This window comes from Streptomyces gobitricini, from assembly GCF_039532985.1.
GTDB classification, from domain to species: domain Bacteria; phylum Actinomycetota; class Actinomycetes; order Streptomycetales; family Streptomycetaceae; genus Streptomyces; species Streptomyces gobitricini.
Genome location: NZ_BAAASR010000006.1, coordinates 1 through 26555 on the forward strand (window position 1 = coordinate 1; position 26555 = coordinate 26555).

29 protein-coding genes and 1 tRNA gene are annotated in these 26555 nt (G+C 70.1%); 8 read left to right on the plus strand and 22 right to left on the minus strand.

Features of this window, described 5'->3' with window-relative positions; translation table 11 throughout:
* From ABD347_RS05640 to ABD347_RS05650, 3 genes are all read right to left on the minus strand, one after another.
* Positions 1-104: biotin carboxylase N-terminal domain-containing protein (locus ABD347_RS05640; RefSeq protein ID WP_184742946.1), on the minus strand; the 104-nt coding region annotated here is incomplete at its 3' end.
* A complete protein-coding gene (locus ABD347_RS05645; protein ID WP_344357157.1) occupies positions 97-1404 on the minus strand; it encodes a sensor histidine kinase in 1308 nt (435 codons plus the stop codon). The genes ABD347_RS05640 and ABD347_RS05645, both read right to left, overlap by 8 nt.
* A complete protein-coding gene (locus tag ABD347_RS05650) occupies positions 1401-2609 on the minus strand; it encodes an IS701 family transposase (RefSeq protein WP_344357160.1) in 1209 nt (402 codons plus the stop codon). Before ABD347_RS05650 ends, ABD347_RS05645 begins: the two co-directional genes overlap by 4 nt.
* 241 nt (positions 2610-2850) lie before the next feature.
* Between ABD347_RS05650 and ABD347_RS05655 the strand changes: the two genes are divergently transcribed.
* Positions 2851-3435: a TetR family transcriptional regulator gene (locus ABD347_RS05655; protein ID WP_344357163.1), complete on the plus strand. Its 585-nt coding sequence runs from the start codon at positions 2851-2853 to the stop codon at positions 3433-3435.
* A gap of 200 nt (positions 3436-3635) precedes the next feature.
* Here ABD347_RS05655 and ABD347_RS05660 read toward each other — a convergent pair whose 3' ends face one another.
* From ABD347_RS05660 to ABD347_RS05670, 3 genes are all read right to left on the minus strand, one after another.
* Positions 3636-4409, minus strand: coding sequence for an SDR family NAD(P)-dependent oxidoreductase (locus tag ABD347_RS05660; protein WP_344357166.1), 774 nt, complete (start codon positions 4407-4409; stop codon positions 3636-3638).
* Positions 4410-4478: 69 nt separating this feature from the next.
* On the minus strand, positions 4479-5393 hold the full coding sequence (locus tag ABD347_RS05665; protein ID WP_344357169.1) for an NAD(P)H-binding protein: 915 nt from the start codon (positions 5391-5393) through the stop codon (positions 4479-4481).
* Entirely contained in the window at positions 5390-6028 is a 639-nt protein-coding gene (locus ABD347_RS05670; RefSeq protein WP_344357173.1) for a ScbR family autoregulator-binding transcription factor, read from the minus strand. Before ABD347_RS05670 ends, ABD347_RS05665 begins: the two co-directional genes overlap by 4 nt.
* A gap of 124 nt (positions 6029-6152) precedes the next feature.
* Here ABD347_RS05670 and ABD347_RS05675 point away from each other — a divergent pair, with 124 nt between their 5' ends.
* Entirely contained in the window at positions 6153-7073 is a 921-nt protein-coding gene (locus tag ABD347_RS05675; RefSeq protein WP_344357176.1) for a ScbA/BarX family gamma-butyrolactone biosynthesis protein, read from the plus strand.
* Between the two features lie 551 nt (positions 7074-7624).
* Here ABD347_RS05675 and ABD347_RS05680 read toward each other — a convergent pair.
* A complete protein-coding gene (locus ABD347_RS05680) occupies positions 7625-9652 on the minus strand; it encodes a HelD family protein (RefSeq protein WP_344357875.1) in 2028 nt (675 codons plus the stop codon).
* A 1420-nt stretch (positions 9653-11072) separates the two neighbouring features.
* Here ABD347_RS05680 and ABD347_RS05685 point away from each other — a divergent pair.
* Positions 11073-11148 (plus strand) — tRNA-Arg (locus ABD347_RS05685).
* A gap of 76 nt (positions 11149-11224) precedes the next feature.
* Here ABD347_RS05685 and ABD347_RS05690 read toward each other — a convergent pair.
* The 13 genes from ABD347_RS05690 to ABD347_RS05750 all read right to left on the minus strand — a co-directional run bounded on the left by ABD347_RS05690 (position 11225) and on the right by ABD347_RS05750 (position 19017).
* Positions 11225-12376 (minus strand): tyrosine-type recombinase/integrase, encoded by a 1152-nt coding sequence (locus tag ABD347_RS05690; protein WP_344357179.1) that lies wholly within the window; start codon positions 12374-12376, stop codon positions 11225-11227.
* A complete protein-coding gene (locus ABD347_RS05695; protein ID WP_156693621.1) occupies positions 12376-12564 on the minus strand; it encodes a helix-turn-helix domain-containing protein in 189 nt (62 codons plus the stop codon). Before ABD347_RS05695 ends, ABD347_RS05690 begins: the two co-directional genes overlap by 1 nt.
* Entirely contained in the window at positions 12561-13943 is a 1383-nt protein-coding gene (repSA, locus tag ABD347_RS05700; protein ID WP_344357878.1) for a replication initiator protein RepSA, read from the minus strand. The genes ABD347_RS05695 and repSA overlap by 4 nt, the downstream gene beginning before the upstream one ends.
* 23 nt (positions 13944-13966) lie before the next feature.
* Positions 13967-14182 carry a hypothetical protein gene (locus tag ABD347_RS05705; protein ID WP_344357183.1) on the minus strand — a complete coding sequence of 72 codons (216 nt, stop codon included), beginning with the start codon at positions 14180-14182 and terminating at the stop codon, positions 13967-13969.
* Positions 14182-14364, minus strand: a complete 183-nt coding sequence (locus ABD347_RS05710) for a hypothetical protein (RefSeq protein ID WP_344357185.1) — start codon at positions 14362-14364, stop codon at positions 14182-14184. The genes ABD347_RS05705 and ABD347_RS05710 overlap by 1 nt, the downstream gene beginning before the upstream one ends.
* A 107-nt stretch (positions 14365-14471) precedes the next feature.
* Entirely contained in the window at positions 14472-15029 is a 558-nt protein-coding gene (locus tag ABD347_RS05715; protein WP_344357188.1) for a GGDEF domain-containing protein, read from the minus strand.
* A gap of 93 nt (positions 15030-15122) precedes the next feature.
* The gene (locus tag ABD347_RS05720) at positions 15123-15395 is read right to left on the minus strand and encodes a SpdD protein (protein WP_344357190.1); all 273 of its coding nucleotides are present in this window, start codon (positions 15393-15395) and stop codon (positions 15123-15125) included.
* An 11-nt stretch (positions 15396-15406) separates the two neighbouring features.
* On the minus strand, positions 15407-15562 hold the full coding sequence (locus ABD347_RS05725; protein ID WP_344357192.1) for a hypothetical protein: 156 nt from the start codon (positions 15560-15562) through the stop codon (positions 15407-15409).
* A 19-nt stretch (positions 15563-15581) separates the two neighbouring features.
* Positions 15582-15770 carry a mobile element transfer protein gene (locus ABD347_RS05730; protein WP_344357194.1) on the minus strand — a complete coding sequence of 63 codons (189 nt, stop codon included), beginning with the start codon at positions 15768-15770 and terminating at the stop codon, positions 15582-15584.
* 14 nt (positions 15771-15784) lie between these two features.
* Positions 15785-16411 carry a DUF2637 domain-containing protein gene (locus ABD347_RS05735; RefSeq protein WP_344357197.1) on the minus strand — a complete coding sequence of 209 codons (627 nt, stop codon included), beginning with the start codon at positions 16409-16411 and terminating at the stop codon, positions 15785-15787.
* 5 nt (positions 16412-16416) lie between these two features.
* Positions 16417-17763, minus strand: coding sequence for an FtsK/SpoIIIE domain-containing protein (locus tag ABD347_RS05740; protein WP_344357200.1), 1347 nt, complete (start codon positions 17761-17763; stop codon positions 16417-16419).
* 3 nt (positions 17764-17766) lie between these two features.
* Positions 17767-18099, minus strand: a complete 333-nt coding sequence (locus tag ABD347_RS05745) for an SCO3933 family regulatory protein (RefSeq protein WP_344357203.1) — start codon at positions 18097-18099, stop codon at positions 17767-17769.
* A gap of 138 nt (positions 18100-18237) precedes the next feature.
* A complete protein-coding gene (locus ABD347_RS05750) occupies positions 18238-19017 on the minus strand; it encodes a GntR family transcriptional regulator (RefSeq protein WP_344357205.1) in 780 nt (259 codons plus the stop codon).
* A gap of 18 nt (positions 19018-19035) precedes the next feature.
* On the opposite strand from ABD347_RS05750, the gene ABD347_RS05755 reads away from it, so the two are divergent.
* A complete protein-coding gene (locus ABD347_RS05755; RefSeq protein ID WP_344357208.1) occupies positions 19036-19503 on the plus strand; it encodes an NUDIX hydrolase in 468 nt (155 codons plus the stop codon).
* Positions 19504-19850: 347 nt separating this feature from the next.
* Here ABD347_RS05755 and ABD347_RS05760 read toward each other — a convergent pair whose 3' ends face one another.
* Positions 19851-20840, minus strand: a complete 990-nt coding sequence (locus ABD347_RS05760; RefSeq protein ID WP_344357211.1) for an HNH endonuclease signature motif containing protein — start codon at positions 20838-20840, stop codon at positions 19851-19853.
* A gap of 969 nt (positions 20841-21809) precedes the next feature.
* Here ABD347_RS05760 and ABD347_RS05765 point away from each other — a divergent pair.
* The 4 genes from ABD347_RS05765 to ABD347_RS05780 all read left to right on the plus strand — a co-directional run bounded on the left by ABD347_RS05765 (position 21810) and on the right by ABD347_RS05780 (position 24064).
* Entirely contained in the window at positions 21810-22076 is a 267-nt protein-coding gene (locus tag ABD347_RS05765) for a ribbon-helix-helix domain-containing protein (protein ID WP_181662315.1), read from the plus strand.
* Positions 22073-22519 (plus strand): hypothetical protein, encoded by a 447-nt coding sequence (locus ABD347_RS05770; RefSeq protein WP_344357217.1) that lies wholly within the window; start codon positions 22073-22075, stop codon positions 22517-22519. Before ABD347_RS05765 ends, ABD347_RS05770 begins: the two co-directional genes overlap by 4 nt.
* Positions 22520-22639: 120 nt before the next feature.
* Positions 22640-23041, plus strand: coding sequence for a Uma2 family endonuclease (locus ABD347_RS05775; protein WP_344357219.1), 402 nt, complete (start codon positions 22640-22642; stop codon positions 23039-23041).
* Between the two features lie 243 nt (positions 23042-23284).
* Positions 23285-24064, plus strand: a complete 780-nt coding sequence (locus ABD347_RS05780) for a hypothetical protein (protein ID WP_344357221.1) — start codon at positions 23285-23287, stop codon at positions 24062-24064.
* 336 nt (positions 24065-24400) lie between these two features.
* On the opposite strand, the gene ABD347_RS05785 is transcribed toward ABD347_RS05780, so the two are convergent.
* Positions 24401-26485: an MFS transporter gene (locus ABD347_RS05785; RefSeq protein WP_425575583.1), complete on the minus strand. Its 2085-nt coding sequence runs from the start codon at positions 26483-26485 to the stop codon at positions 24401-24403.
* Positions 26486-26555 lie beyond the last annotated feature (70 nt).

The window sequence follows — 26555 nt, forward strand, 5'->3', positions numbered from 1 at the left end:
TCCGGATCGGCGTAGACCGCCACACTCCCGATCCCGGCATCCCGGCAAGCACGGGCGACACGGACAGCTATCTCCCCGCGGTTGGCGATGAGCACCTTACGCATGGCAACTCCGCTTCTCAGCAACCTGATCGATGGTTCGTGGCACCGGCCGGTAACGCGGCAGGTGGATGTCGACGCGCGTTCCGCTCCCGGCCGCGCTCCTGATGGCGAGCCGGCCGCCGACCGACTCCATGCGCTCGGACATCGTCCGCAGCCCGTGGGCGGGCCGGGAGCCGAGGGTGTGGGCCACGTCGAAACCCGCACCGTCGTCCTGTATGTGCGTGTGGGCCCACCGGCGGGTGATCCGGGTGGTCACGGCGACCCGGTGCGCCGACGCGTGGGCGACGGCGTTGAGCAGGGCCTCGCGCAGGACGAGGGCGAGCTCGCGGCGGAACAGCTCCGGGAGGCTCGCCTCGTCTCCGGTCATCGACCACTCCACCCGCACCCCTCGCGCCTCGGCCACCGCGCGTACGTCGTCGACGGCTTGGCGCAGAGCGGGCACGGGGGTGCTCCGGTGCAGCCCGGCGACGATCTCGTACGCGCCGTGTGCTGCCCGTGTCAGTACGCCGCGCACGGCGTCGGCCGCCGGGGTGCGGGCGGCCGCGTCCCCGTCCAGCTCGCGCAGCGCGGCGGTCAGCGGGCCGCTGACCCGGTCGTGGACCTCCCGGGCGAGGGCGCGCCGTTCCTGCCAGAGGTCCCGGGTCTCGGCCGTTTCCAGGGCGGCGGCGGTGAAGACCTCGCGGATGGCGGGCAGTACGGCGTCGGCGCTGCCGCCGCTGCGGACGGCGCACTCGGCGAGCGACAGCGAGGCGGCCAGCAGCCGGTCGGGCGGGAGACGGGGGGTGGGCGGCGGGCCGGGCGCCGTCCCCGGGTCCCCGGCGAGGCGCCGTACGGCGCGGTGGGCGAGGCCCATGAGGGCGTCACGTTCCCCGTCGGTACCGCCGGGGTGGTCGTCGGAGCGGGTGCCGAGGTGGTCCTCCAGCGCGTCCCGGAACCGGCGCAGGGTCTCCTCGGCCTCGTACCCGCCGAGCACCGCTCCGGGCGCGGGCGTGACCCGTTCACGGTGCGGTACGCCGACGGCGCCGCGCACCGGAGGGACGCCCCGCACGGGAGGGACGCCCCGCACCGGAGGGACGCCCCGCACGGGAGGGGCGGTCACGGCCGCCCGGCTGAGGCCCTCCGAAAGGGCGGCGGCGAAGCGGTCGAAGGGCCCCCTGCTCCCGGCACTACCGGCACTCCTGGTGTTCCCGGCACTCCTGGTGTTCCCGGCACTCCCGGTGTTCCCGGCGCTCCCGGTACCTTCGGGGCGCCCGGAGCCGCCCGCCCGCTCCACCAGGGTCGTGGTGATCAGCGTCCCGCTCACGCGGCCCGCACCTCCGCCCGCTCCACGGGCCGCCGGGCGTCGGCGGGGCCGAGCACCCGGTGGCCGTACGCCGCCGACACCAGGGTCATGTGGCGGTGCCAGCCCGGGTAGGAGCGGCCCTCGAAGTCCCTGAGCCCACAGTCGTCGAGGCCCGCCAGGGCGGCGGGGTCCACCGCCTGGGGCCGGAAGAGCCCGGCGGCCTCGGTGAGCCGCTGCCCGTGCAGGGAGGTGAGCCAGAGGCGTCGCGGGGCCCGCGCGCCCGGTGCCCACGCGGCGACCAGCCGCAAGGGCCGCGCCGCTTCGGGCGTGTGCACGAGGGCGGGGAGCAGGTGCGGCCCGTCCGGCTCCCCGGCGCCGAGCGCCCGCGCGGAGCCGCGCAGTTGCCGGGCGAGCGCCCCGGCGGTCACCGCGACGGCGCCGGCCGGCCGGTGCCCCGGGCGGCGGGCGGCGGGCGACAGCCCGGCCAGGACCGGTGTCGCGGCGGGCACGGAGACGGCCCAGTCGACCCCGAGCGCGGTGAACCCCTCGATCAGCTCGGCGGCCTCCTGGACGGTCTCCGCGTCGGCCACCACGGGGGCGCCGGAACCGCCGGGACCGCCGAAACTGCCGGGGCCGCCGGAACGGCCTGCCGTCGCGGCGAGCTCCACCATCATGCGGCCGGGTGAGCCCGCCCGTACCGTGTCGGGGATCCGCGCGCGGCGCCGCAGCGATGCGTCGCCGAGCCACTCGTCGGGCAGGTGCAGTCGCCAGTCCACGGGTACGGCCGCGCCGTGCCCGGTGAGCAGGAAGAGCCCGACGCCGAGCTGGCAGTTGAGGGTGCGCCCGGCGGCGGTGTCGAAGCGGCGGTGCACCCCGGCGGAGTAGCGGCCGCGCTTGGGGAGTGTGACCCGGCCCAGCGCCCAGCCGCGTACCTCCGTGCGCTCGCGGCACCAGGCCGTCAGCTCCGCCCGGACGTCGGTCCATGACCAGGTGCTCTCGTTGACCGCCTGGTGCAGGGACTGCGAGGCGGTGTACGAGGCGCACACCGCCCAGCCCATGTTCCGCACCGACTTCTTGCCCGGTGTGGCCAGCAGTCCCGTCAGGTACGCACCGGCCCACCGGCGCTGGTCGGCGCGGGGCAGGCCATGGAAGAGGCGGTGGGTCAGTTCCTGGGCCGCCCTGTGCGCCATGGGCTCCCGCGCGGCCGTGTCCAGGCGGTCGGTCATGTCAGCTCCCCCTCGTCGGCAGGCCGTATCGGCGAACGAGCAGAACAATAACGAACTCTCTCTATGTTTTTGAAGGGGGCATGTTCGGCCAGGTACGACTTCGGCATCTCGCCGGGCCGGGCAGACTTGCCAAGGACGTCGCGGATGCGGCTTGGGGTCAACTCCCTTGGAGCAGAAGCCCAGTAGCGTGCGAAGAGGCGTAGAAGTACGAGAAGCCCAGGAAAGAAGAGAAGGTGACGTCGTGGTCAAGCAGGAGCGGGCCCTGCTGACCCGTGAACGGCTGGTCCGGGCAGCGGCTGACGCGTTCGCCCGGGACGGCTACACGGGCACCTCACTGCAGGACATCTGCCGGAGCGCGGGAATCTCCATGGGCGCGCTCACCTTCCACTTCGCCAAGAAGAACGACTTGGCGGCGGCGGTGAAGGAGGCCGGCATGACGGTCACCCGCCACGCGGTGGAGCGGCACCGGCGCGGCGCGCCCGACCCACTGGCCGCCGTCGTCGCGGTCACCTGCGGGCTCGTCGACCTGCTGGCCCGCGACACCCGCGTGCGGGCCGCCCAGTCACTGACCCACACCCTGCCGGTGTGGGACGACGCGTGGGTCCCCCAGGTGCGGCTGCTCCTGGGGGAGGCCGAGCGGCAGGGCCTGCTGGCACCCACCGTCCGCACCGAGATCCTGCTCCGCCTGGCGACCCACCTGGTCCACGGCGCGGCCGCCGCGCTGCTCACCCGCCCCCGCACCGACGGCGCGGCCGAACTCGCGCATCTCTGGGGCGTGGTGATGGAGGGCGTCACGACGCCGGCCCCCAGCCACTCCGCACGCTGACCCCGTGCCCGCACCCGGCCGACCGGCCCACCCACAGACACGACCGGCCCACCGGCCCACTCGCAGACGTAACCGACCAACCGGCCGACCGGCCGACCGGCCGACCGGCCGACCGGCCGACCGGCCCACCGGCCCACCGGCCCACCGGCCCACCCACAGACGTAACCGGCCATCCGGAGCCGATCCACAAACGTGCCCGACTAGATGGCGCTCCAGCCGCCGTCGACGGGCATCGAGGCGCCGGTGAGGAAGGACGAGCGGTCGCTGCACAGCCAGGCCGCCGCCTGGGCCACCTCCCGCGGGTCGGCCATCCGCTTCTGGATGGCGCGCGCGGTGAAGCTGGCCTCCAGCTCCGGTACGTCCTGGAGGAGTTCGTCCATCAGCTCGGTGCGGGTACTGCCGACGACCAGGGCGTTGACCCGGATGCCGGACTCGCCGTACTCCATGGCGGCGGCCTTGGTCAGCCCCAGTACCGCGTGCTTGGCCGCGACGTAGGGGGCCACGGCTCCGGTGGCCACGATCCCGGCGGTGCTGGAGGTGTTGACGATGGCCCCGCCGGACCCGCCCTTGAGCATCGCGGGTATCTGGTGGCGCAGGCAGTTCCAGACGCCGCGTACGTTGAGGTCCATCACGCGGTCGTACATGTCCTCGTCCAGCTCGTGCAGCACCGTCCCGCCGGTCCCCCAGCCCGCGTTGTTGAACGCCGCGTCCAGCGAGCCGAAGGTGTCGACCGCCGTGGCGACCGCGCGCTCCACGTCCGCCGGCCGGGTCACGTCGCCGGCCGCGACGGTCACGCGGGCGCCCGCCGCGGTGAGCGGCGCCGCCACCTCGGCGAGGACGTCCGCCCTTCGCGCCATGAGTACGAGCGCGGCGCCCTCCTCCGCGAACAGCCGCGCGGCGGCGGCCCCGATCCCACTGGAGGCCCCGGTGATCAGGACAGTACGGCCGCTCAGCATCCCCCGGTCAGTGATCATGCGAAGCATTCAACTCCAGTCGGGCGACGGTGAAAACATGATTCCCGTCACTGCCGCACACCTCCACCGTCACACGGTGTCACCGGCGGGCGGCGCCGCCGCGACGGCACCGAAGACGTGCGCGTGCGCCCGCACCCAGTCGGCGAAGCCGCGTGGGGGCCGCCCGGTGGCTTCGCGTACGCCCTCGGCCACCGTCGCCTTCGCCCCGTCCCGCTGGCGCCGGGCGCCCTCCAGGAGGGCCCGCACCAGGTGCTCGGGCCACCGGGAGCGCCACCGCTCCACCGCCTCGTCCTCCGTCAGTTCGACGAACTCCAGTGGCCGCCCGAGCACTTCACCCAGCGTGTCGGTCTGGTCCCGGGGCGACAGCGGCTCGGGCCCGGTCAGGGCGTAGCTCCGCCCGGCGCACGCCGGGTCGAGGAGCGCCCGTACCGCCGCGTCGGCGACGTCGCGCGGGTCGACGCAGGCGTTGCGCCCCGACCCGTACAGCCCCCTGACGACACCCTCCTCCCGTACGGAGGCGGCCCAGCCGAGGGCGTTCGACATGAAGGCCCTCGGCCGCAGCAGCGTCCAGTCGAGCCCGGAGGCGCGCAGCCGCTCCTCGTTGTCGCGCTGCCAGCGGGTGAGCGGGTCCTGGGCGCCGGGGTCGAGCACGGCGAGGGCGGAGAGCTTGACGACGCGGCGCACACCGGCGGCGCGGGCGGCGGCGATGACGTTCTCGTCGTGATCGGGGCGCAAGGGGTCGCCGGTCACGACGAACACGGCCTCCGCGCCCCGCAACGCCTCCCGCAGCGGCGCCGCTTCCCCGAAGTCCGCGGCGACGGCCCGACCCGGCAGCCCTGCCCGCGCGGCCTTGTCCGGGTCGCGCACCAGGAGCCGTACCTCCGCGCTCCCGTCGGCCGCGAGCCCGTGCGCGACGAGCCGTCCGACGGTCCCGGTGGCGCCGGTGACGGCGACGACCGGCCGGGGGCGCGCGTCCCGTATCACGCGCCCTCCCGCATCCGGCTGAGCCGCTCACCGCGGGCGACGCCGTAGTCGAAGTCCTGGGCGGTGCCGGGGGCGGCGATACCGGGGAGGAGGCAGTCCCACATCTCCTCCACGCGCCGCGGAAGGCTCGCGCGGCTGTCGACCTGCCGCGAGTACAGCTGTACGCCGGTGCAGGCGCCCACCACGAACCGGGCGACGGCCTCGGGGTCCACGCCCTCGCGCAGCTCCCCCAGCTCCCGCGCCTCGCGCAGATACCCGGCCATCAGCTCGCGCCAGCTCTCGAACGGCGCGCCGTCCGCGAAGCCCTCGTGGCCGAGGGACAGTTCCACGCCCGCCCGCAGCAGCGGGTCCGCGCCGAGCTGGTGGGCCCACACCAGGGTGATGTCGACCAGTCGCTGAAGCCCCCGGGACTCCAGCAGCGGCTCGATGGTGTCCTGCTGGGCGTTCATGACGGCCTCGGCGAGTCCCTCCTTCGACCCGAAGTGGAAGTAGAGCGCGCCCGCGGTCAGCCCCGCCCGCTTGAGGATCTTGTTGATGCCGGCGCCCGCGTAACCGTGCTCGTCGAAGACCTCGGCGGCGGCTCGCATGAGCGCCAGACGGGTCTGAACCGCCCGTTCCTGCTTCGGCTGCCCCATGCGTTCACCCTCACTCTCTCGACATAAAAAAGAACGCCCTCTATATTACTGGCTATTGCCCGGCGCGCCAGCCCTATGCAGGACACCGTTTCGTTGCCATGCGCATCCCAGGGGGGAATTCGCGTTGTCCACGACCGCCAGCCACCAAGCACTCACCTCGGTCCCGCAGGACCTCGTCCACAAGGACAACCCCGACCAGGTCTTCCTGTCACGCTACGAACAGACGGCGGACGACACCTTCGACGTCACGGCCGACTGGTCCCACGCCCACGCGCTCTTCCCGGTACGTGACCGCCACGACGATCCCATGCTGCTCGTGGAGACCGTCCGGCAGACGTTCCCGCTGCTGTGCCACCACGCCTTCGGGGTGCCCATGGGGCACCACCTGCTGTGGGAGGACTTCCGCTACAGCACCAGCGTCCCGGCGCTCGTCGCGGACCCGGACCACCCGACCGCACTGGACCTTGAGGTCACCTGCAAGAACGTGGTGCGCCGCGGCCCCAGAGCCGCCGCCCTCGAACTGATCATCATCGTCCGGCGCGCCGGCATCCACCTCGGCACCGCGCACACCCGCTTCACCATCCAGGCCCCGGCCGTCTACCAGCGACTGCGCCTGGGACGCGCAGACGCCCGCACGATGATGGAGGAGGCCCTCCCCCTCGCGCCCCCGGCCCCGCCGCAGGAAGTGGGCGCGAACACCTTCCACGACGTCGTCCTCTCCCCCACACCCGTACCGCGCCGCTGGCAGCTGCGCGTGGACGTCCACCACCCGCTCTTCTTCGACCACCCCGTCGACCACGCCCCGGGCATGCTCCTCATGGAAGCCGCCCGCCAGGCCGCCCAGGCCGTCTCCCGGCCGCGCACCGTGATATCGGCGGCCATGGACGTGGTGTTCCACCGCTACGTCGAACTCGACACCCCGTGCCTCGTGGAAGCCCACGCGGTCCCCCACGACGCCGGCGGCCGCGCCAGAGTCCTCGTGGTGATGCGCCAGGAGGAGGACGAGCGCTTCAAGGCCCTCGTCACCCTCGACACGACGGACTGACCACCCGGGGGAGACAACGCCGACCTGCCTCCCCTCCCCTCCCCCGCACCACCCCCACCCGCTGCACGGACGCCGGCGCCCGTCACGGCACCACACGCCTCCGTCGCCTTTGTGGGGCTTGTCGAAAACTCCGTCGCCGCAGGTCAGCAGCGCGCGGCCAGGAGATTGCTCCGGAACGCACACTCATCGAAGTGGTGGCGCAGTGCCCTGAAGCGGGCCACCTTCTTGTGGGCTTGAACGCTTCGTCGCACACTCGACGCTCCGCCTGAACGACGGTGAACGGTGGTCGCGTACACAAGTCCGGACCGACAGTCAGGCCACCGGTCCCTCCCCGCGCATCGGCGTTCGAGAGCCGGGGAGGGACTGGGTGGTGGTTACCCCGTGGCCCAGGTCGAACCGGCGGTGAAGCACCGACAGGAGCGTCGGAGTTCATGGCGCACCGCCAGGGTGCCCTACGAGCCGGCTACGCTGCGGCCGCCTCTCCTTGACCAACTGGGTGGATCCCACCCGCCCGTCCAGGCCGTGCACACGACCTGACAGCGACCGCGTTGTCAGGCGGGCCTGACGGTGATGGTGCAGAGGCGTTTGGTGGCCCGGGTCAGGGCCACGTACAAGTCCCTTTCCCCACCGGGGCGGGCCGTGATGATCTCCTCGGGGTCCATGACGACGACCCCGTCGAATTCCAGGCCGCGGGCTTCGGACGCCGGCACAACGCGTGCGTGGCGAGCGGCGCCCTGGGCCGTCAGCTCGCTCACCCTGGTATCCGCGCAGATCACCCCCAGAAGCTCGCCCGGGTGCGCGGTGCTCTGGGCACGCAGCTCCTGGACGACGACGGGGACCAACCCGCCCCGAGGTGTCGTCACCGCGCGAGGGCTCTCACCGCTTCGCAGTGACCGTGTGGGCTTCTGGTCCGGAGCGATCCGCGTGAGCAGGTCCCGGACGCTCTCCAGGATCTCCTGCGTGGTGCGGTAACTGATGGTCAAGGTGTGCAGTGTGAACCGCGGTCCGACGTGAGGGCTCAGTGCTTCCTTCCAGTCGCGTGCCGTCACGACCGGTCCTGCCTGGGCGAAGTCACCCACCAGCGTCATCGCCCTTGCCGGGCAGCGGTGGACGATCATCCGCCACTGCATGGCGGTCAGTTCCTGCGCCTCGTCGACGACGACGTGCCCGTACGTCCGCTCAGGGAGGCCGTCGACCAGGTTCGCCGCCTCGTCCAGCAACGGCACATCGGCATCGGTCCACGGATCGTCCGGACCGCGCAGCAGAAGGGAACGCTCCTGCGCGGTCAGGCGGGGCAGGTGCTCGGCGAGAGCGTCGGCGTCCGTCAGAAGCGCCTTCACGAGGTCACTGGGTACCAGCCGCGGCCACAACACCTCGACAGCTCGGTCGACGCCGGCGTCGTCGAGCAGATCGGCTCGGATGGCGTCCAGGTCCAGCTCGTGGACCGGCCCCGGGGCGGCCGCACCTTCGGCACGGCGCTGGGCGACTCCCGTGAACCGGTCGAGGTTCAGGCCCGTCATCCTTTCGGTATCGGCGTCGATCTCCTCCAGAAGGTCACCCATGTCTTGTTGCATCGCGCCGGTGACGGCGTCGGCCATGAGCTCCTTGAACACCTGGCGCGCGGGGTTGTGCCCCGGTACGGCTGCCAAGGCGGCATCGCGTGCCGTGGCGACCTGCTCGCCGGAAAGGTGGACCAGTTCCTGTCCGACCCGCACGGTGAAGTCACCGGCGGGGGCTTGGTGGACGCGCAGCAGGCCGGCCAGGGCGTCGGCGAGGTCGGACCTTCCCTTGAGACGCGCCGTGTCCAACGGGCCCACCGTGTCCGCGGACACTCCGGCCAGTTCCTGGCAGGTCGCCAGAACGACGTCGTTCTCCCCGAGCGAGGGAAGGACCTGGGAGATGTAGTCGAGGAAGCGGGCGTTCGGGCCCACCACCAGGACACCCTCCTCCGTGGCGCGTGGGAACGCGTACAGGACATAGGCCGCCCGGTGCAGGGCGACCACCGTCTTGCCGGTGCCGGGCCCGCCCTGCACCACGGTCACCCCGCGGTGGGCGGAGCGGACGATCTCGTCCTGCTCGGACTGCAGCGTCGCCACGGCCGCGTGCATCCTGCCCGTACGCCGTGCCGACAGAGCCTCGGTCAACGGGCCGTCCCCCACGACGTCCTCGTCGGTCGGGTCGGTCCCGTCCAGCAGTTCGTCGCTCACCGAGACGACCGTCCGCCCTTCGAGGCGCAGGTGTCGGCGCCGCCGCAGGCCCATCGGGCGGACCGGTGTCGCCTCGTAGAAGGGCCGCGCCGCGTTCGCGCGCCAGTCCACGAGCAGAGGCAGGTCATCCTCCTCCGTGTGCAGTCCGATCCGCCCGATGCGCAGGGCCGTGCCGTCCATCCAGTCGATGCGCCCGAAGACCAGCCCCTTGGCGGCGCCCTCCAGCCGGCCGATTTCCTTGGCCAGACGCTCGGCGGCGTTTTCCCTCTCGTATGCCTCACCGGCGCTGTCCGCCGGGGCCTGCAACACATTCGCTCGATCTGCTCGTGCCTCGGAAAGCCGCTCGGTGAGCAGCTCATACAAGGAGGACACATAAGCCTGCTCCGATTCAACCGCACGCACGGCGGGATCGTTCATTTCCGACAACAAGGGGCTCCTTCGATTCGAGCCGGACTTACGTGGTGAAGTTTTCCGCTGCTGCCAAGCGCACCGCCCGGCCCACGGACGGCAGGCAGGCAGCCGGCCGGCCGGACTGCAACCAACTGGCCCGCCATCACCCGCGTACGCCGCCCGGATCGAGGCCCCGACATTCCGGTGGCCGAAGCTGCCCCCCATTGCGTCGGCGGTGAGCATCAAGGGTGTAGGCGCCTGTAGCCCATTGCAGCTCGGCCGGGCCGGCAAGGGCCTCAAAGGGTAATCCCGAGAAAAGTGTGGTCCAGCCAAATCATCAGCGAACCCACACCATGAGAACGGCATGACTAAACCGCTGCCTGGACTTCGGCAACGTCGGAGGCGCGGCCATGCCCCCCTTCAAATATCGATCGGCGGAAACTTGAACGACGCGACCATAAACAGGTCCCATAACAGTGTCAAGCCAAGAGTTTCTCGCCAACACTGTTGCAACCGGGCGAACTCTATGTCTCCAGCGGATTTGCAGACTGAGCGATTTCGTGTCTCCGCCGAATTTGCAGACCGAATATTTTTGTGCCTCTGGCGGAGTTCCGACTTGGAGGATTTCCCCTCCGACAGTGGTGGCAACCGAGCGGATTTCCTGCCTTCAGCGAGCCGTCGCACCGCGTCCCGCGCCCCCGGCTCGGTGCCCACGCCGGCCAAGGCAATCGCTCGCCGATCGACGCCGGCCACCTGTCCACCCCGGCCCTCGGGATGTCCGACACACCAGACGCCGCGGGAAGCCGTACTCGGCCGAAAGAACACTCGGAGCCGTCGAAGAACCTCGACGGCTCCGATAGGCCAGGACCCTCAAACCGGACACGGCAGCACATGGGACCCGACCGGTTCACAAGTCGTGACCACAGGCGTGGGGAATCACCTGACCGTCGGCACGGGGGTTGTGCCCCAAGTAGCGCCGGACCGCGTGAACGTCGTCGAATGCCCGGTGCAGGCGGGCAAGCCCGAGCGCGCCGCGCGGGGGCCGTGCTCGCCCAGTGCTGTCAGGTGTCCTCGTTCCTGATCCGATGGTTCGGACATCAATGACCGCTGAGTGGATCGAGCCAGCGCCCGCAGGTGCGCGGCGGTCCCTGCATCCTCTCCTCGATGATCGAGAAGTGATCGTCTCGATGTGCTCGATCGGTCCGCGGTGTTGCCAGTTGGGGCCGGGGTCGACGCCTCCGAAGCTCGATCCGCTACGCTGTTCCCGTCAGCGGCCAGGTCGCGCCAGATGTCCGCCCGGGAAACCGTGGCGAGCACCAGCGCACCCCCACTGACCAGCGGGCTTGTACATCCCGGCTGAAGACCCACTCGCTGGGTTTTCTCCAAGGCCTCACAAGCCCCCGCCTCCGTAGCTCAGGGGATAGAGCACCGCTCTCCTAAAGCGGGTGTCGCAGGTTCGAATCCTGCCGGGGGCACCAGATCAGAGGCCCCCCACCTACTATTTTTCGTAGGTGGGGGGCCTCTGACATCCACGGTTGACATCAACGGCGGCGGTCACTCACGGCCGGGCCGCCTCTTGAGCAGCCGGTCCATGTGGCTGATGGCCTCGCGCTGCGTGTCCTGTACGACGTGCGTGTAGACGTCCATGGTGATGCTGATCTGGCTGTGCCCGAGGATTTCCATCACGACGCGGGGAGCCACCCCAGCCGCGGTGAGGAGCGTCGCACAGCCGTGCCGGGCGTCGTGCAGCCGGATGACACGGAGGCCGGCCGCCTTGGCCACCCGGGTGAAGGATCGGTACACGTTGCGAGGCTCGACCGGACGACCGTTGCGAGTGGCCAAGACGTATCCGCCCTCATCCCAGGGCTCCCCCGCACGCAGCTTGGCGGCGGCCTGACGCATCCGGTGCCAGCGGAGCGGCGCGATGCACATCGCCGGGAGCGGCAGGGCACGGCGACGGCGGCCCTTGGGGTCGTCGTCATACAGGACGCCGCGCCGCCGCTGAGTCTGCTGGCGTACGTACAGCACGCGCTTGTCCAGGTCGACGTCCTGCCAGCGTAGGCCGACGATCTCTCCTCGGCGCAGGCCCATGGCAATGGCGAGGACGAAGGCTGCGTACAGCGGATCCTTGCGTGCAGCGGCAAGGAATTCCAGCGTCTCGTCGAGGGACCAAGGGCTCAGTTCCCGGGACTTGGCCCGGGGCGGTTCGACGAGGCTTGCCACGTTGCGGGTAACCAGCTCCTCGCGGCAGGCAGCCGTCAGGGCAGTGCGGAGGACCCTGTGCGATTCCTTGGCGGTGGCGGCGGTGGTCTTGTTCTCCAGTTGGACGAGGAAGCGGCGAACGTCGGCGGCACTCAGGGATTCGAGCCGCTTCGAGCCGATCATGGGCACGAGATACAGCCGGACGTGTGCCTCGTACTTGTCGTACGTGCTGAGCTTGCGGCGCGGCTTGATGACGTTGTCCAGCCAGTACGGCAGCCACTCCGAGAGCCTGGCCGAACGGGTCGGCACGGGCACCCCCTGGTCGACCTTGTCGAGGAGCGCACGGCGCTTGGTGTCGCACTCGGCCCAGGTCTTGCCGTACGCGAACTTCCGGGCGCGGGTGCCGTCCGGCTGGAGGACGTAGACGGCGGCCTGATAGCGGCCGTCCTTGCGCTTGGTGATGGTGCCCGCGCCGTTCGGGTTGCGCTTGCGCTGGGCGGCCATCAGGCTGCCTCCTCGATCTGGCCGAGGATGAAGTCCCGGACCGCGTCAGCGGGAACGCGGCGGCAGCCGTCGATCTTGATTGAGGTCAGGCGACGTGAACGGATCAGGTCGTAGACCTTGGAGCGTCCCAGCTTGAGCCGCGCCATGACCTCCGGCACGGTCAGCAGCTCGGCGGTTGCGGTCGTCATGAGGCGGCTCCTTCCAGGGCCAGTTGGTGATGCAGGGCTTCGCGGGCGGTTTCGCGGTTGAGCTGGAGGTCTCGGGCGATGGAGGCCGCGAGGACAGATTCGCCGGGGCTGTGGCCGTGTCCGGCGTACTGCCAGTCGGCGAGGACGAGGACGGTGGCGTCCTGGTCGTGCTCGGGGTCGGGCAGACCGAGGGCTTCCCGCTGTTGGGCGGCGCGGTAGTCGGCGCGGATCTGGCGGAGTGCGCCGAGGGTGGTGGAGTAGCGGCGGGACTTGGTGGAGAAGTGGCCGCGGAAGCCGAGCATGTGCGCCCAGGCCCACAGGCGCCGGTCGGGATAGACGGGGTCGAGCTCCTTGCAGGCCCGGATGAGGCGCTGTGCGTGCTCGGGGACCTGGTGGCGGTCGAGTTCAGAGAGTTCGCCGATGCGGCGGTCCAGGGTGCCGGTCGTTTCAGCGGCTTTGGTGGCGTACTTGGCGACGTAGGAGGCGACGGCTTGTTCGGTGATGTCGGTGCCGGCCTCGAAGGCGCGGACGGGCCGGATGTCGAGCTGGGTGCCCCAGCGAAGGGTGCGGGCGGGTTGGTCGGCGGCGGCCGGGACGGTGATGGTCGTGTACGGGTGGGCGATGGCTGCGCGGATGGCGTCGGTGAGCAGCTGCACGGTGGCCCAGGCGGGCGGCGGGTCCTCGGGGCCGTCCGGGCCGTCGAGGCGGATGACGGCGTGGAAGTGCACGGCACCGCGCTTCTGAAATTCGGCGACCTTGCCGTAGGAGACGCGGGCAGCCTCCTTCAGCTCCCGTTGGGTGAGTCCGGCGCGGGCGGCGATCTCTCGGCGCAGGCGGTTGGTGAAGCGTTGCCAGAGGTGTCCCGCGTTGTTGTTGAACAACACCGAGCACGCGTAGTCGTAGGTGTCCGGGTTGAGCGGGGTGCCGAGGGTGTCGTCGTCGGGTGCGTGGGCGGTGCCGCAGCGGCAGCGGCCGGTGTCGGGGCGGTTGTGGACGGGGCCGAAGCTGGGGGCGGTGAGGGTGGCGAAGACGCGGGGGTGGTCGCGGACGGTGGTGGGGACGTTCTTGTCCTGGTCGCCCGCGAGTCCGGCGCGGATCAGGTGGTAGGTGTCGGCGGCGTACATCCAGGCGCAGGCTGGGCAGCGGGAGGCGCGGCGGTTGCCGCAGGCCAGACGGAGCCGCCCGCCAGGCTCGTCCTCGGTTGAGTAGCGGTGCAGGATCTCGCCGGTGGCCTTGTCCTTGGTGACGGTCCAGCCGGTCAGGTGGATCGGGTTGGCGCAGCCCCCGGTGCGGCGGACCTGGTCCTGCCAGCGGTCGAAGCCCGGTGACCCGGCCACCCGCAGCAGATCGCTGAAGGTGACCGGGTCCAGGCCCGCCATGGTGGCGGTGTGGGTCAAAGCGATCACCGACCCCAACGGCGTCGGGTCTGCGGTGTGCTGGCGTCGCTGCTGGACGGGCCCGGCACGTCGTCGCCGGGACGGTTGCGGCTGGGCCACTTCTGGCCCCTGGGGGCGTCGTGCTTCCTGTGGGCCTGCGCGGTCTTCTTCAGGTGCTCGTACTCGCCGTCGATGCCCTCGTAGTGGAGGCGGTCGAGGCCGAGGCTCCAGCGGCGGGGCATCAGACGTTCACCTCCTGCCGGCGCAGGCCGAAGGTGGTGCCGGTGCCCTGGCAGCGACGGCAGGTGACGTGGAGGGTGGAGCGGGTTCCGTCGGGGAGGCGGGTGCCGGTGTCGATGGCGACGACGGGGAAGCCGTCGCAGTCGGGGCAGACCCGGGTCCGGGCAGGGCTGTGCTGGGACATGATGGAGCTTCCTTTCGATTGCGGTTGGAAGGGGCCGGACCGTCCGGGCGGCGGCGATGCTTGGCGGCTTGTGCGCCGCCCGGAGGCCGGTCAGAACGTGGTCGTGCTCAGCGCGCGAGGGTGCGGGCGCCTCGGCGGCCGGGCTTGCCCTTGATCTCGTACATGTGGGCGTCGGCGGCGGAGAGGGCGTCGGAGAGGCTGCGGACCGGCAGGTCTGGGACGCGGCAGGCGCCGACGGAGACGTACAACGGGATGCGCTTACCGGCGTGGGTCAGCGGTTCGTGCAGCAGGTCGACGAGCTGGTCGATGTCGTCGGCGTCGGCAGAGCGGATGACGGCGACGAACTCGTCTCCGCCGAGGCGGCCCGCGATGCCGTGGCGTCCGCACCAGGCGGCGAGGCGCCAGGCGGTGGCGGTGAGTGCGGCGTCCCCGGCGGCGTGGCCGTAGGTGTCGTTGAGAGTCTTGAAGTCGTCGACGTCCAGGAGCAGGACCAGGGCGTCGGGGTGCCGGCGGATGAGGCGTTCGGCGCGAGCGATCCACCCGGCGCGGGTGCGAAGGCCGGTGAGCGGGTCGCGGCGGGCGGTGGCCAGCCGGTGGGTGAGGTACCCGGAGTGGGCGGCCCAGCCGAGCAGGGGCAGGGATAAGGCGAGCGCTTGCGTGTCCACGGTTCTCCCTTGTTGCGGTTGGAAGGGGCGTTTGGGTGGGCCGTCCGGGGCGGTGGCGATGCTTGGCGGCTTGTGGCACCGCCCGGAGGCCGGTCAGCGGTTGAGTTCCTGGCGGAGTAGGCGGACCAGGAGCAGGAGGACCACGCCGCTGATCGAGAGCGCGATACCGGTGATGGCCACGGCCAGGAGCGTGGAGACGAGCACGGCTCCGACCGCGACGACGCCGACGACAGCGGCCGTGGGGTTGGCGGCGGCCTTCTGGACGAGGCCGGACGGGGCCTGGTGCGTCGGTGCGACGGGGGCCGGACTGGTGCTGGGCGTGATCGCGTTGTGCGTGTCCGAGGGCGGGTACTTGGGCTTGAACACGGCAGTTCTCCTTACTTGGCGAGCGGGTCGATGGCCGGGGACAGGAAGCTGTCGGCGAGGAGGTAGCCGCCCAGGATCAGGACGGCGACCAGCCACAGGGGCGGGCGGACCAGCTTGATGCCGAGCCACCCGACGACGATGAGGCCGAGCCAGAGCGGGACGTCCATGGCGTGATCTCCCTTGATGTCAGCGGGGGTTGCAGCGGTGCGTACGGGCGGCGAGTTCGGCGGCGGCGCGGCTGAGGTAGTCGGCCGACCAGTCGCAGCCGGGCGCGGTGCAGGCGGCGGCGTGCGCTTCGCGGCCGTGGCGGTCGTGGTGGGTGCCGATCTGGACGGGGCCGATGCGGTCGACGTCCCAGAAGCGGTTGCGGGCCATGGGGTCACCTCCTCTCAGGTGAGCTGGGCGGCGATGGCGTCGGCCATCGGGGCGGGGACGCCGAGGCGGGCGCGCAGGGTGTCGGCGTCGATGGGCTGGCCGGTCGACGCCTGGTGGGCGTCGGCGAGCTTGTGAGCGTGGGCGATCAGGGCGGGCGGGACGTTCGGAACGGCAGGCGGCAGCGCGGGAGCGGGTTCCGGTTCGGGGACCTCTTCGCGTACCGGCTCGTGCTCTTCCACCTCCACCGGCATTGGCTCGTGATGCTCGGGGGCCGGGGTGTGGACCAGGAGGGTGCCGCCGAGGAAGGCGAGGGCCGGCCACCCGGCGACGAGGATGCGGAGCCAGTCCGGTACGTCATTGAGGTCGAGCAGTCCGGCCGTGGCGACGTTCGCCCCGAGGGAGGCGGCGAGCGCGACCGCGAACCAGGTCCAGGCCGACCGCCTCGGCGATTCGGTGCCGCGCAGTGCCCGGAGCTGGCGCCAGGCGGCGACGAGCAGCAGGTCCACGGAGATCGGGTAGGCCCATGCCTTCCAGCCGTCCTGCCCGGCGGCGGCCGCCAGGTCGTGAAGGTGGGAGAAGGACAGGGCACCGGCGATGACGGCTTGGACGAGTACGGCGTCGAGCCGCAGGGACGAGCGCATCCGGATCACGCCTTGTCGGTGACGAGCGCCAGCGCGGACAGGGTGGTGTCCGGGTGGAACGCGTCGAGCGACGGGAGGTACGGCGTCATATCCGCGTGCTCGTTGCAGGCCGCCACGGCGTCATCGAGGCTCGTGAACGGGCTGCGGATCAGCGACCAGCTCCCGGAGGAGACGCCGACCACTGCGGTACCGGGCTTGTCGGGGCGTATCGCGGTTGCCGCGTTCATCGCGAGCGGGCCGATGTCGCCGAGTGCCATCTTGGCCGTGGTTTCCTCGTTGACCCGGTGCGAGACCCGGCCGCTGAGCTGGGCTCGCAGTGCGGTGGCTCCCTTGCCGAGTTCCGCGCCGAAGCGCTGGCCGCAGACCTCCAGATAGATGCCGGCGGCCCGGCCGAGCTGAGCGAGTCGTACGAGTTGGGACACCATGTGGTCGCGCCGCTTCTCGTCGGCGGCCGTGGCCGTCAGGAACAGCTCAGCCACCTCGTCGATGAACACCACGACAGGCACCGGCCGCATGTCCTCATCGAGCCCCCAGACGTCGGAGGTGAACGACTCCAGCGGCGTGTCCCGTGCCAGCCGTTGCGCCGAGCGGATCAGCTCGTAGCGGTTGGTCATCTCGACGACCAGGGCGTCGAGCAGTTCCGCGGCTTCCTCGGGAGTGCAGGCGAGAGCCGACAGGCGACGGGCGAACGGCGCCAGTTCGACACCCCACTTGCAGTCGATGCCGACCAGGGCGACCGGCTGTGGAGCCAGTGCCTTGAGAAGCCCGCGCAGGTACACGGACTTGCCCGACTCGGTAGCACCGATCACCAACTCGTGAGCGATGGTGCGGAAGTCCCGCACCTGGACGCCACCGTCAGCACGCAGTGCGACCGGCACCGAGAGCAGGTCGGGTATCGCGGTAGGGGGCATGACGACCCGTCGCAGCACGTCGTAGCCGATGATCCGGACTTCCAGCCATCCCGGCTTGAGCGCCTTGATGTGGACGCCGTGGGCCCGCCAGGAGTGGCGCAGTCGCTCGGTGGCGGTCTGGAAGTCCCGTACCTCCTGGCCTGGCCGAAGCCTGATCCGCAGCACCATGCCGTTCGCGGTGATCCGGAAGCGCGTGAGACGAGGAACCATGCGGGTTGCGGTCCGGTTCGTCGCCGCCGCGATGGCCAGCCGTATGCGGGACGGAGGCTCGGTCAGGCCGCACGCCTCCATCGCGGAGCGGTAGGTGACCGCGATGCGGATGAGCTTCGCGGGGGCGGCGAAGCCGACCCAGTACCAGGCCGGACGCTGACAGCGGAGTACGAGCAGCGCGGCCGCGACGAGCGCTAAGCCGATCAGCGCGGTGATCTGTCCGCCGGTCATCGATCAGCCCGCCAGCGAGGTGACGGCGGCGGCGCGGAACGAAATGCCGTGACGCTTCTGGCCGTTGAACTCGTTCTCCCAGGGCCGGGCGACCAGGCCGGTCAGGGCCACCGGGGTGCCGGTGGTCAGCTCACCAGAGATGTCCGCTTCCGGGACGGTCACCGTGATCACCTCAGCGTTGCCGTTGGCGACGAACAGCACGTCGACCGTCATCAGGGAGCCGTTGGTCTCGGGGTCGACGGCGACGACGCCGTTTTTCTTGTCGCGCATCTTGAGCTGGGGCGGCTGGGCGACCATCACGGTCGTGCCGGTCATGTCCACGGGGATCTGACGCACAGAGATCACTCCTCTAGAAGTGCTGGACTCCGTCACTCATGTACATGAGTGACATGAAGAAGAGTGCAGCACTCCTGTACATGAGTCAACCCGCCGCGAAGAGGAAATCACGGCGGGCTGAAGAGAGTTGAGCGAGCGTCAGTCGGTGGCGGGGATCCGGTACTGGAAAACGAACTGGTCAGCGGCCATGAGCGTGTCACACACCTCGACCACCCGCCCCTCTTCCGTGACCGCGTTCCGGACCAGGTGCACCACCGGCGCCCCGGGGCTCAGGGCCAGTTCCGACGCCTCAGCCTTGGCAGCCGACCGCGCCTGAAGGGTCTCGACGAACTCAGCGAAGGTGTGGCCGTGGTCCTCAAGCCGGGCGTAGATGCCACCAGGGCCGGGATTCTCGGCGAACAGCTCGGGAATGTCCTTGACCACGTCCCACGGCAGGTACGAGGAGGCCGTCTCCACTGGGGTGCCGTTGCGGAAGTACAGGCGCCGTCGCGCGAGCACCTGGGTGCCGGCCTCGATGCCGAGCCGTTCGGCGACGTCTTCCGGCGCCTCCATGGGGCCGATATAGAGGACGCTCACCTTGGCGGTCGCCCCGGACTGCTCGGACTCGGCGAGGTACGCGGCCTTGCCGCCCCGTCGATGCGACGCCCGGAACCGGTCCGAAGACCGGAGTCGTACGGGCGGCCGATCCTTCACGATCGAGCCCTTACCGTGGCGGGTCTCGACGAGCCCACTGGCTCGGACCTCCACCATGGCCTTGCGAATCGTTCCGCCGGAGACGCCGTAGCGGTCCACCAGCTCGGACTCACTCGGCACCATGTCACCAGGCTTCAGGACGCCTGCCCGGATCTGCTGAACGATCTCGTCAGCGATCTGTAGGTATCGGGGTACGGCCTTGCCACCTCCTACCGAAGTTCCCATAGTCCTTCTCTTCCTCCTATGCTCCTGTACATGAGTACGGGTTCCCAGCAACACAAGTCAACGCCGCTGCACTCCGTGTCCGTGGCGGGAGCGGTGGTGCGGGAGGACGGACGACTCCTGGCGATCAGGCGGGCCGACAACGGGACTTGGGAGCTGCCAGGCGGAGTGCTGGAACTGGCGGAGTCGCCGGAGGAAGGTGTAGCCCGCGAGGTCTGGGAAGAGACCGGCATCCGCGTCGAGGTCGACGAGCTGACCGGCGTCTACAAGAACACGGCGCGGGGCATCGTCGCCCTGGTGTTCCGCTGCAAGCCCTCCGGGGGCACGGAACGCACATCGGCAGAGTCGCTGGCAGTCGACTGGCTCACGCCCGCAGAGATCACCGAGCGGATGTCCGAGGTCTACGCAGTCCGGCTGCTGGACGCCCTGGACGGGGAAGGCCCGCACGTCCGGAGCCACGACGGACGCCACCTGCTTCCAGCGCGGTAGAACTTTCCCTACTTCATCAAGGCACCCGCCGCGCACAGCGCGGCGCGCGCGGCCCGTCGCCCGGGCCGACGCTCCTGTCTCCGCCCCGCTCCGGCCCGGCCGCCGGCCGCACGCCTAGCAGCTCGGGTTGATGGTGGGAGAAACCCGCTGCGGCTGGGGCGGTCGGCTCCACGGCTTTAGCCACCTCCCCGGTCCGGGTCCCGCGCCGAGCAAGACCAGGGGGCCACTCGTGCTCATTACGGGCAGGTCCAAAGCCTGCCCGAGTTGCCAACCAGCGTACGGCCCCCTGATCATGCTCGGCCCCAAACCGGGCAGGCCACCGGCCAAACCCGCTCCGCCGACCTACGTCATGGAGCGTCACGGATGACGCGGTCAGCCTCTCCTTTGACCCTCCTCAGGGCGATGTCGTAGGCCCACGCGTAAGTGGAAACCTTTTTGTCAATAGAGAAGTGTCGCCCTGTCGCCGCATCCAAGACACGATGAAACTCATCCATGAGGTCCGGCCAAGCTACCGCCCCGAAGTCGCCATCTGTCCAACCATAAAGCGCCTTCAGCTCCTCCTTCACAGCAGAGAAGAAAGATAGGGGCTCACGGGATCCCTTTCCAATCCGAACATTATGTCTCCGCAGGAGTGCTTTAACTTCGTCTGGCGCGTCCACCCATTTGTCCGGGCTATCCCGAAGCTCTGCATAGTCGATCCACGCCCAGAAGCTCTCCGCATCAGCCACATCGGGAGCCTCGGCGTGATGATCCGGGCACAGCAGCGCGAAGTTCCTGACATCCATAGAGCCTCCCAAGGCAGTCGGGACGACATGTGCGCGCTCCACGGTTTTACGCCAACACACCAGGCAGGCAGCCTCCTCCAAGCCCAGATAGTCAGCAATGGCCCGAACAGTTGGCGCCGTCTTCCGGCTCGCAGGCTCCGTCTCGCGGGGCTGCACTCCCAGCGAACCAGCGTCGTAGCCGTACTTACTACCATCATCCGGATGGCCGATCCGTAAGATGTCCGGTATATCGTTGCGCTGCTTGCCCGGATTCCGTGCGCGGTAGAGAGGGGTGCTAATCTCCGTTAGATAATCCCCCAGGAACCCGAGCGCGAATTCATTGATTAATTCAAACGCGTCGTGATCGTACCCTCCAGCCTCATTCCTGTGGCCCTGGACGTCGATAAAGAGAAAACGCGGAGCGCCAGGCGAATTCCTCTCGGCCGCCTTTAAGCACTCAAAGATGCGGCGAGCGCTTCGCTCGAAATTTTCGTAGATCTTCATGTCATGGTAAATCGCAACGCCCTTCTGCGCCTTCCTCTTCCGCGCCTGCTGTCGCATCTTTTTCGCCACGGAGCCCCCTAGGCACCTCTTGAAACCGCACCGGAAGCATGGCAGACGGCACTGACATCGAGCAGTCCAAGTAGCCAAAGCTGGCCTTGACGTGCTAGGCCACGCAGGACAAGAAGGCACGTCACCTGCCGTGCCCGATCCGTGCCCGTCAGCCTGGTAAGCCAGGGTCAACTGCGGGCACTGGGAAGAGCTGATGGTCGCTGCTTGGCACCCGTTGCCGCTGGTCGGGCCACCACTCAGGCACAGCAGCGCGGTGATTCCCAAGCTCATGCTCGCCGGTATGCGCGCCCGCGCGCTCCAGATCGAACCTCTTTGCGCCTTCCCAGCCCCCAGCAAGTCCGCCACGGTGCTCTAGAGCTGTGTGGATTGGAAGATCAGGCTGAGTGGGGGAGACAGCATGGCAAAGTGCGGCGCACGGACCAAGACTGGCGGTCGTTGTCAGAAGCCAGTGGTTTCAAACACCTCTCGCTGCGCACTGCACCAGGGCCCGTGGTCGGCGTATGGCGTAGCCCAGCGCAAGGAAAAGGAAGCCAAGGAGAAGAAGCGCAAGGTACGCAAGAAGCGCTAGCCCAGCCTGACATCCATAGGTGACATCAACAGCACGGGACGTCGACACCCTTGCATGGCCTGACACGACTGGCGCCGCCGCACGACGCCACGGCCGGACCAAGCGCGAATCGAACTCCTAAAGCGGGTGTCGCAGGTTCGAATCCTGCCGGGGGCACAACGCAGTACCGCCCTGACCTGTGGGGTCTCTCTCCTGGGGAGGGCTCCTACTCGGCCTCGGACCCCTCGTCCGGGGCCGTTTGCGTGAGCGGGCGGATCGCCAAGCCCCACGCGCACCGCAAGGCCTCTGCGCCCCTCACTCCCTGACTCCGACCTTCCCTGGCAAAGCGTGAAGCGGCTGCCGAGGATGGCGGCACCCGAGGCACCCACCCATCAACACACAAGACATGACATACTCAAAGTATGGCGACTCGGAAGATCACTATCACTGTGCCGGAAGAGCTGGTGGAATCGATCAAGGAACGTGTCGATGCGCGCGGGGTGTCCAGTTACATTGCGGCCGCCGCCGCCCATCAGGACGCCATGGACCGACTGCGCGAGCTGGCTGAGCGCCTCGAAGAAGAGCACGGCGCCGTGACGGACGACGAGCAGCAAGCAGCGCTGGACCGTATCGCCGCGATTGACGGCTGGCACGACGAGCAGCACTCGCATTCAGACGAGGCCGCGTGAACCGCACCGCCCGAGCGAAACTGCACCGGCCGCGACACCGCGTCTTCGTGTTCGACTCCGAGGCCCTCTCCAAGGCGGTTCACGGCGATCGGGAGATGGCCGCGCTGATCAAAACGGCTCCGCGGCTCGACATCCCGATCGTCACGTCGGCGCTCACGACCTTGGAAGCATGGGACCCTCGCGAAACGTCGAAGCAGGCGCTGTGGAACTGGACGCTGTCCCGGATCCGCGTCGTGCACACGGACGACCAGGTGATCGCCATGGCGCGCGACATGCTGAAGGCGGCCGGTCTCCATGGTCACAAGTACGCCATCGACGCCATCCTGGCGGCTGTGGCAGGGCGGGAAGCCGTGCAGGGAGCTGAGGCAACCGTCTTCACGTCCGACACCGATGACATGGCTCAACTACTCGCGGGACACTCCGTGCGCGTCGAGAAGGTCTGACGAAACGCCGCCCGCACCTCACTCCCGGCGTACGTCCTGACGCTCGACCTGGGCATACCCCGTCAGCCCCTGCTCGTCGCGTACAGCCTCGAGGAGTTCGTCCGCGGCGAATCCGCGCTGATGTGCCACTGCCTCGGCGAAGACAACGTCACGACCGTCGAGGCGGACCCGGACGTGGCGGCCCGGGCCGACGCCGCGCTGGAAACGGCCGGGTTTTCGACGTGGACCGTGACCGGGGGCGGGCTCGGCATCACCTCCAACCGCCCTGAGCACGTGCTGCTGGTCGCGGAGGTGGTGTCGCCAGGCTCGGAGACCACCGACCGGATCGTGAAGGTCGACCAGTACGCCAAGGCAGGTATCGCCTTCTACTGGCGGATCGAGCAGGCCGCGACAGGCGTTCCCCTCCTGTACACCTACGTTCTCGACCCCGCGACGAAGATCTACCGAGACGGAGACGTGTTCACCGGCGCCCTCAAGGCAGCGGCCCCCTTCCCGGTAGAGATCGACCTCGGTCAGATCTGACCGACGGGCTGCTCAGCAGCCGACAGCGCGTGAGCGACGCGTGAGCGGACGGCCCGAGCCAGGGGAGGGCGCGGCTCCGGTCCGGTGGGGGCGTGTCCACGCCGTGATCAATCACTTGGGTTCCCGGTACAACCATCGGCCCCCTCCGCCGGTCTCCCCATGCGTACACCCGCGCCGCGCCCGCGCGCGGGGTTCCGCACAGGGAGTTGCGCAGTGAGAGCCGTTGGCATTCGTCGTACCGTCATGACCGCTTCGGCGGTTGCCTTGACCCTCCTGGTCACCGGCTGCGGTGGCGGAGCGCAGGAAGGCGAGGACAAGGCGGCGAAGGGTGGCGGTGGCGCGGACTCCGGGAAGCCGGCGGCCAAGGCGCTCACCGCTGCCGAGTTGCAGAAACTGGTGGTCGCGCAAGGCGACGTGAAGGACCACGAGATCAAGGAGCCTGGGAAGGACGACGTCTCCGAGCCCGGCGCCCTCTCCGTCGCCAAGGCCGAGTGCGAGCCCGTCGCCCAGGTGCTGTCGGCCCTGCCGGTGGGCAAGCCGGCGGCGAGCGTCCAGCGGCTCGTCGTCCGCGAATCCGCGGCGGCCAAGAAGGGCCTGCCCTCCATGGCAGAGCTCGCGGGCATGACGGAGAAGGAGGTCGAGGAGGCGACGATCGACTCGCTCGACATCACCAAGACGATGACCTCGCTGTGGTCCTACGACGCCGAGGGCGCCGGCCAGGCCCTCGCCACGCTGCGGGAGACCGGCAAGAAGTGCGCCGACGGCTTCCCCATGACGATCGACGGGGAGAAGCAGCAGGTCACCAAGGTCATCGAGGAGAAGCTCTCCGTGGGTGAGGACGCCGTCGCCTGGACGGTCCTGACGAAGCAGGACGGCACCATGGGCAGCACGAAGGTCGCCGTCTTCCGTCAGGGCACCACGCTCGCCGGGTTCTCGTCGTTCAACATCGCCGCGGTCACTCGGGGCCAGGCGTTCCAGCAGCCGACCGTCGTCATCGAGGCGCAGGCCGCCAAGCTCGGCTGATCCGTCCGGGTGCGGTACGCGGGCCGGGTCCGGCACGCGAACCAGGGTGCGGTACGCGGGCCGGGTCCCGAGCGAGTGCGGTCGGGACCGGTCCGTTACGCGGGCGGACGCGGCGGGGCGATGCGGGACGGCAGGCTCCGCTCCGGCAGCCGGCAGCCGGCAGCCGACCGACGGGGCCGGTGTCCGGGGGGCCGTTGCCGTCCGGCAGGAGCACCGGAGTGATCAGGCAGCCCGCGACCACGACGGAACCGGCTGCCGGCTGCCGGCACCGCACGCGTACTCGCCACGGCGGACCACTGTGCGGCACGACTCGCGGTAACCATGAGGGTCGGTCGGTCAGCGCAATTCCTCCGGGCACGGCGTACCGCGCGGGAAGATCTTGTACGGCGCGGCCAGCCGGTACACCCCCGGCTTCGGCGCGAGCAGTTCCGTCCACTCGTCGCCCTCCCGGTCCTCCTCCGCCTTCAACAGGCAACCGTGCAAGTTGACGAAGGACTTGGGCCCCTTCTCGCGCTGGAGCGACGCCTCGGTCTCCTCCGGCGGCTCCACCTTCTTGCCCTCCTCGTCGAGGAGGGCCAGCCAGGGCGAGTACGGGACGCGGATCAGCACCCGCCCCGCCGTCCCCACGCGGATGGTCACCTCACCGGCGCCCGCCCGGACCACCGTCGCCGGCGGTTCGGCCAGCGGCGTGGGGTCCTCCACCGCGAACAGCCGCCAGTTGGCGTCGGACCACACCGGGCGGAGGTACGGCTGGCCGTCCCTGACGAGCTCCGCCTCCTGTTCGGCACCGGTGTCCGGATCGCCCTTCGGCAGCACCACGTAGTGGACGGCCCACCGGTGCAGCCAGTCGCGGTAGGTGGCGGAGTTGAGCGTGTCGTCGTAGAAGACCGGGTTGCGCTCCATGTCCGCCTGGCGGTTCCAGCCGCGGGCGAGGTTGATGTACGGGGTCAGCGCCGACGCCTCCCGGTGGCTGCGCGCCGGTACCACCTCCACCCGGGCCTTCTCCGCCCCCAGCTGCTGCAGTTGGTTGATCAGCGGCGCGGCCTCCCGCGCCCACGACGCGTCCGGCGCGGTACGGACGATGTCGTCGGCGCTCTTGAAGCCGATCCACACATTCAGGACGGCGAAGGCGAGGACGAGTGCGTACCACTTACGGGTGCGGCGGGCCGTGTACGGCAGGGCGGCCAGCAGGACGACGCCCGCGAACAGCATCGGCAGCCGTGAGACGTTCGACCCGATCTGCGAGTCGACCAGCCAGGTGAGCAGCGTGCCGAGCGCGTACACGGCCGCGCCGGTCCGGATGGTGCGCCAGTCCTCCGGTACGAGGACGAGGACGAGGACCCCGAAGGCGAACGGCAGCATCGTCGACCCGAACGACATCGGCTGCGTACCGGAGAAGGGGAACAGCCACGACGACAGCGCCACGACGACGACCGGCGCGAGACCGAGCGCGTACGCGCCGGGGCGCCGCTTGTTGAGGAACAGCGCCGCCGCCGCGACGCCCAGGAACAGTCCGGCGACCGGACTCGCGGCGGTGGCCAGCCCGGCGAGCGGCGCCGCGACGACGGCCTTGGCCCACCGCTTCCTGCGCCACCGGTGCGGCCAGCAGAACACGGCGGCCACCGCGCCCAGCGCGAACATCATGCCGAGACCGAACGTGACGCGGCCGGACAGCGCGTTGCACAGGAACGCGAAGACCCCGGCGAGCGAGCACGCCAGCGGATTGCGCACCGCCCGGACGCGCACCAGGATCATCGCGGTCAGCGCGGCGGACGCCGTCCCGGCGATCATCATCGTGGTCCGCACGCCGAGCAGCGACATCAGGTACGGGGACACGACGCTGTACGAGACCGGGTGCATCCCGCCGTACCAGGCGAGGTTGTACGCGGAGTCCGGGTGCCGCCCGACGAACTCGGCCCACGCGTCCTGCGCGGCGAGGTCGCCACCGCTGTTGGCGAAGAAGAAGAACCAGACGATGTGGGTGAGCGCGGCGAGCCCTGCCGCGACCGTCACCGGGTGCCGGAGAAGCCCCGGGCGGGGCGCGGTCCGGGGCGCCGACACGGACACGGGCGTGGGTCCGGTCGTGGCGGACGAGGTGGCGCACGAGGCGGAGGCGGAGACGGAGGCGGGTGCCGTCCGGTGCGTGCCGGGAGCACGGGGTGCGGCCGGGGCCCCGGAGGGCTCGCGGCGTGCCGGGGCCACGGGCGCCCCCGCGCTTGTCGGGCCATCGGCGCGCCCGGGCGCCGCGGAGACCTCAGGGGCCGCGGAAGCCCCGGACACCTCAAGGGCCTCCGGCACCTCAAGCGCCTCAAGCGCCTCCGGCATCTTGGACAACCCAGCCGGTGGCCTTATTCGCGCGCGCGAAGTCGAGGCGCTCTCCGCGCGGGCCGGCTCAGCGCTGGTCGGCTCAGTGGTGGTCACTGCGGCTCTCTGCTCTCTGCGTCTTCCCCCACGCCCTTGCCACGTGCTGTACGCGAAGACGTCGTTCCGG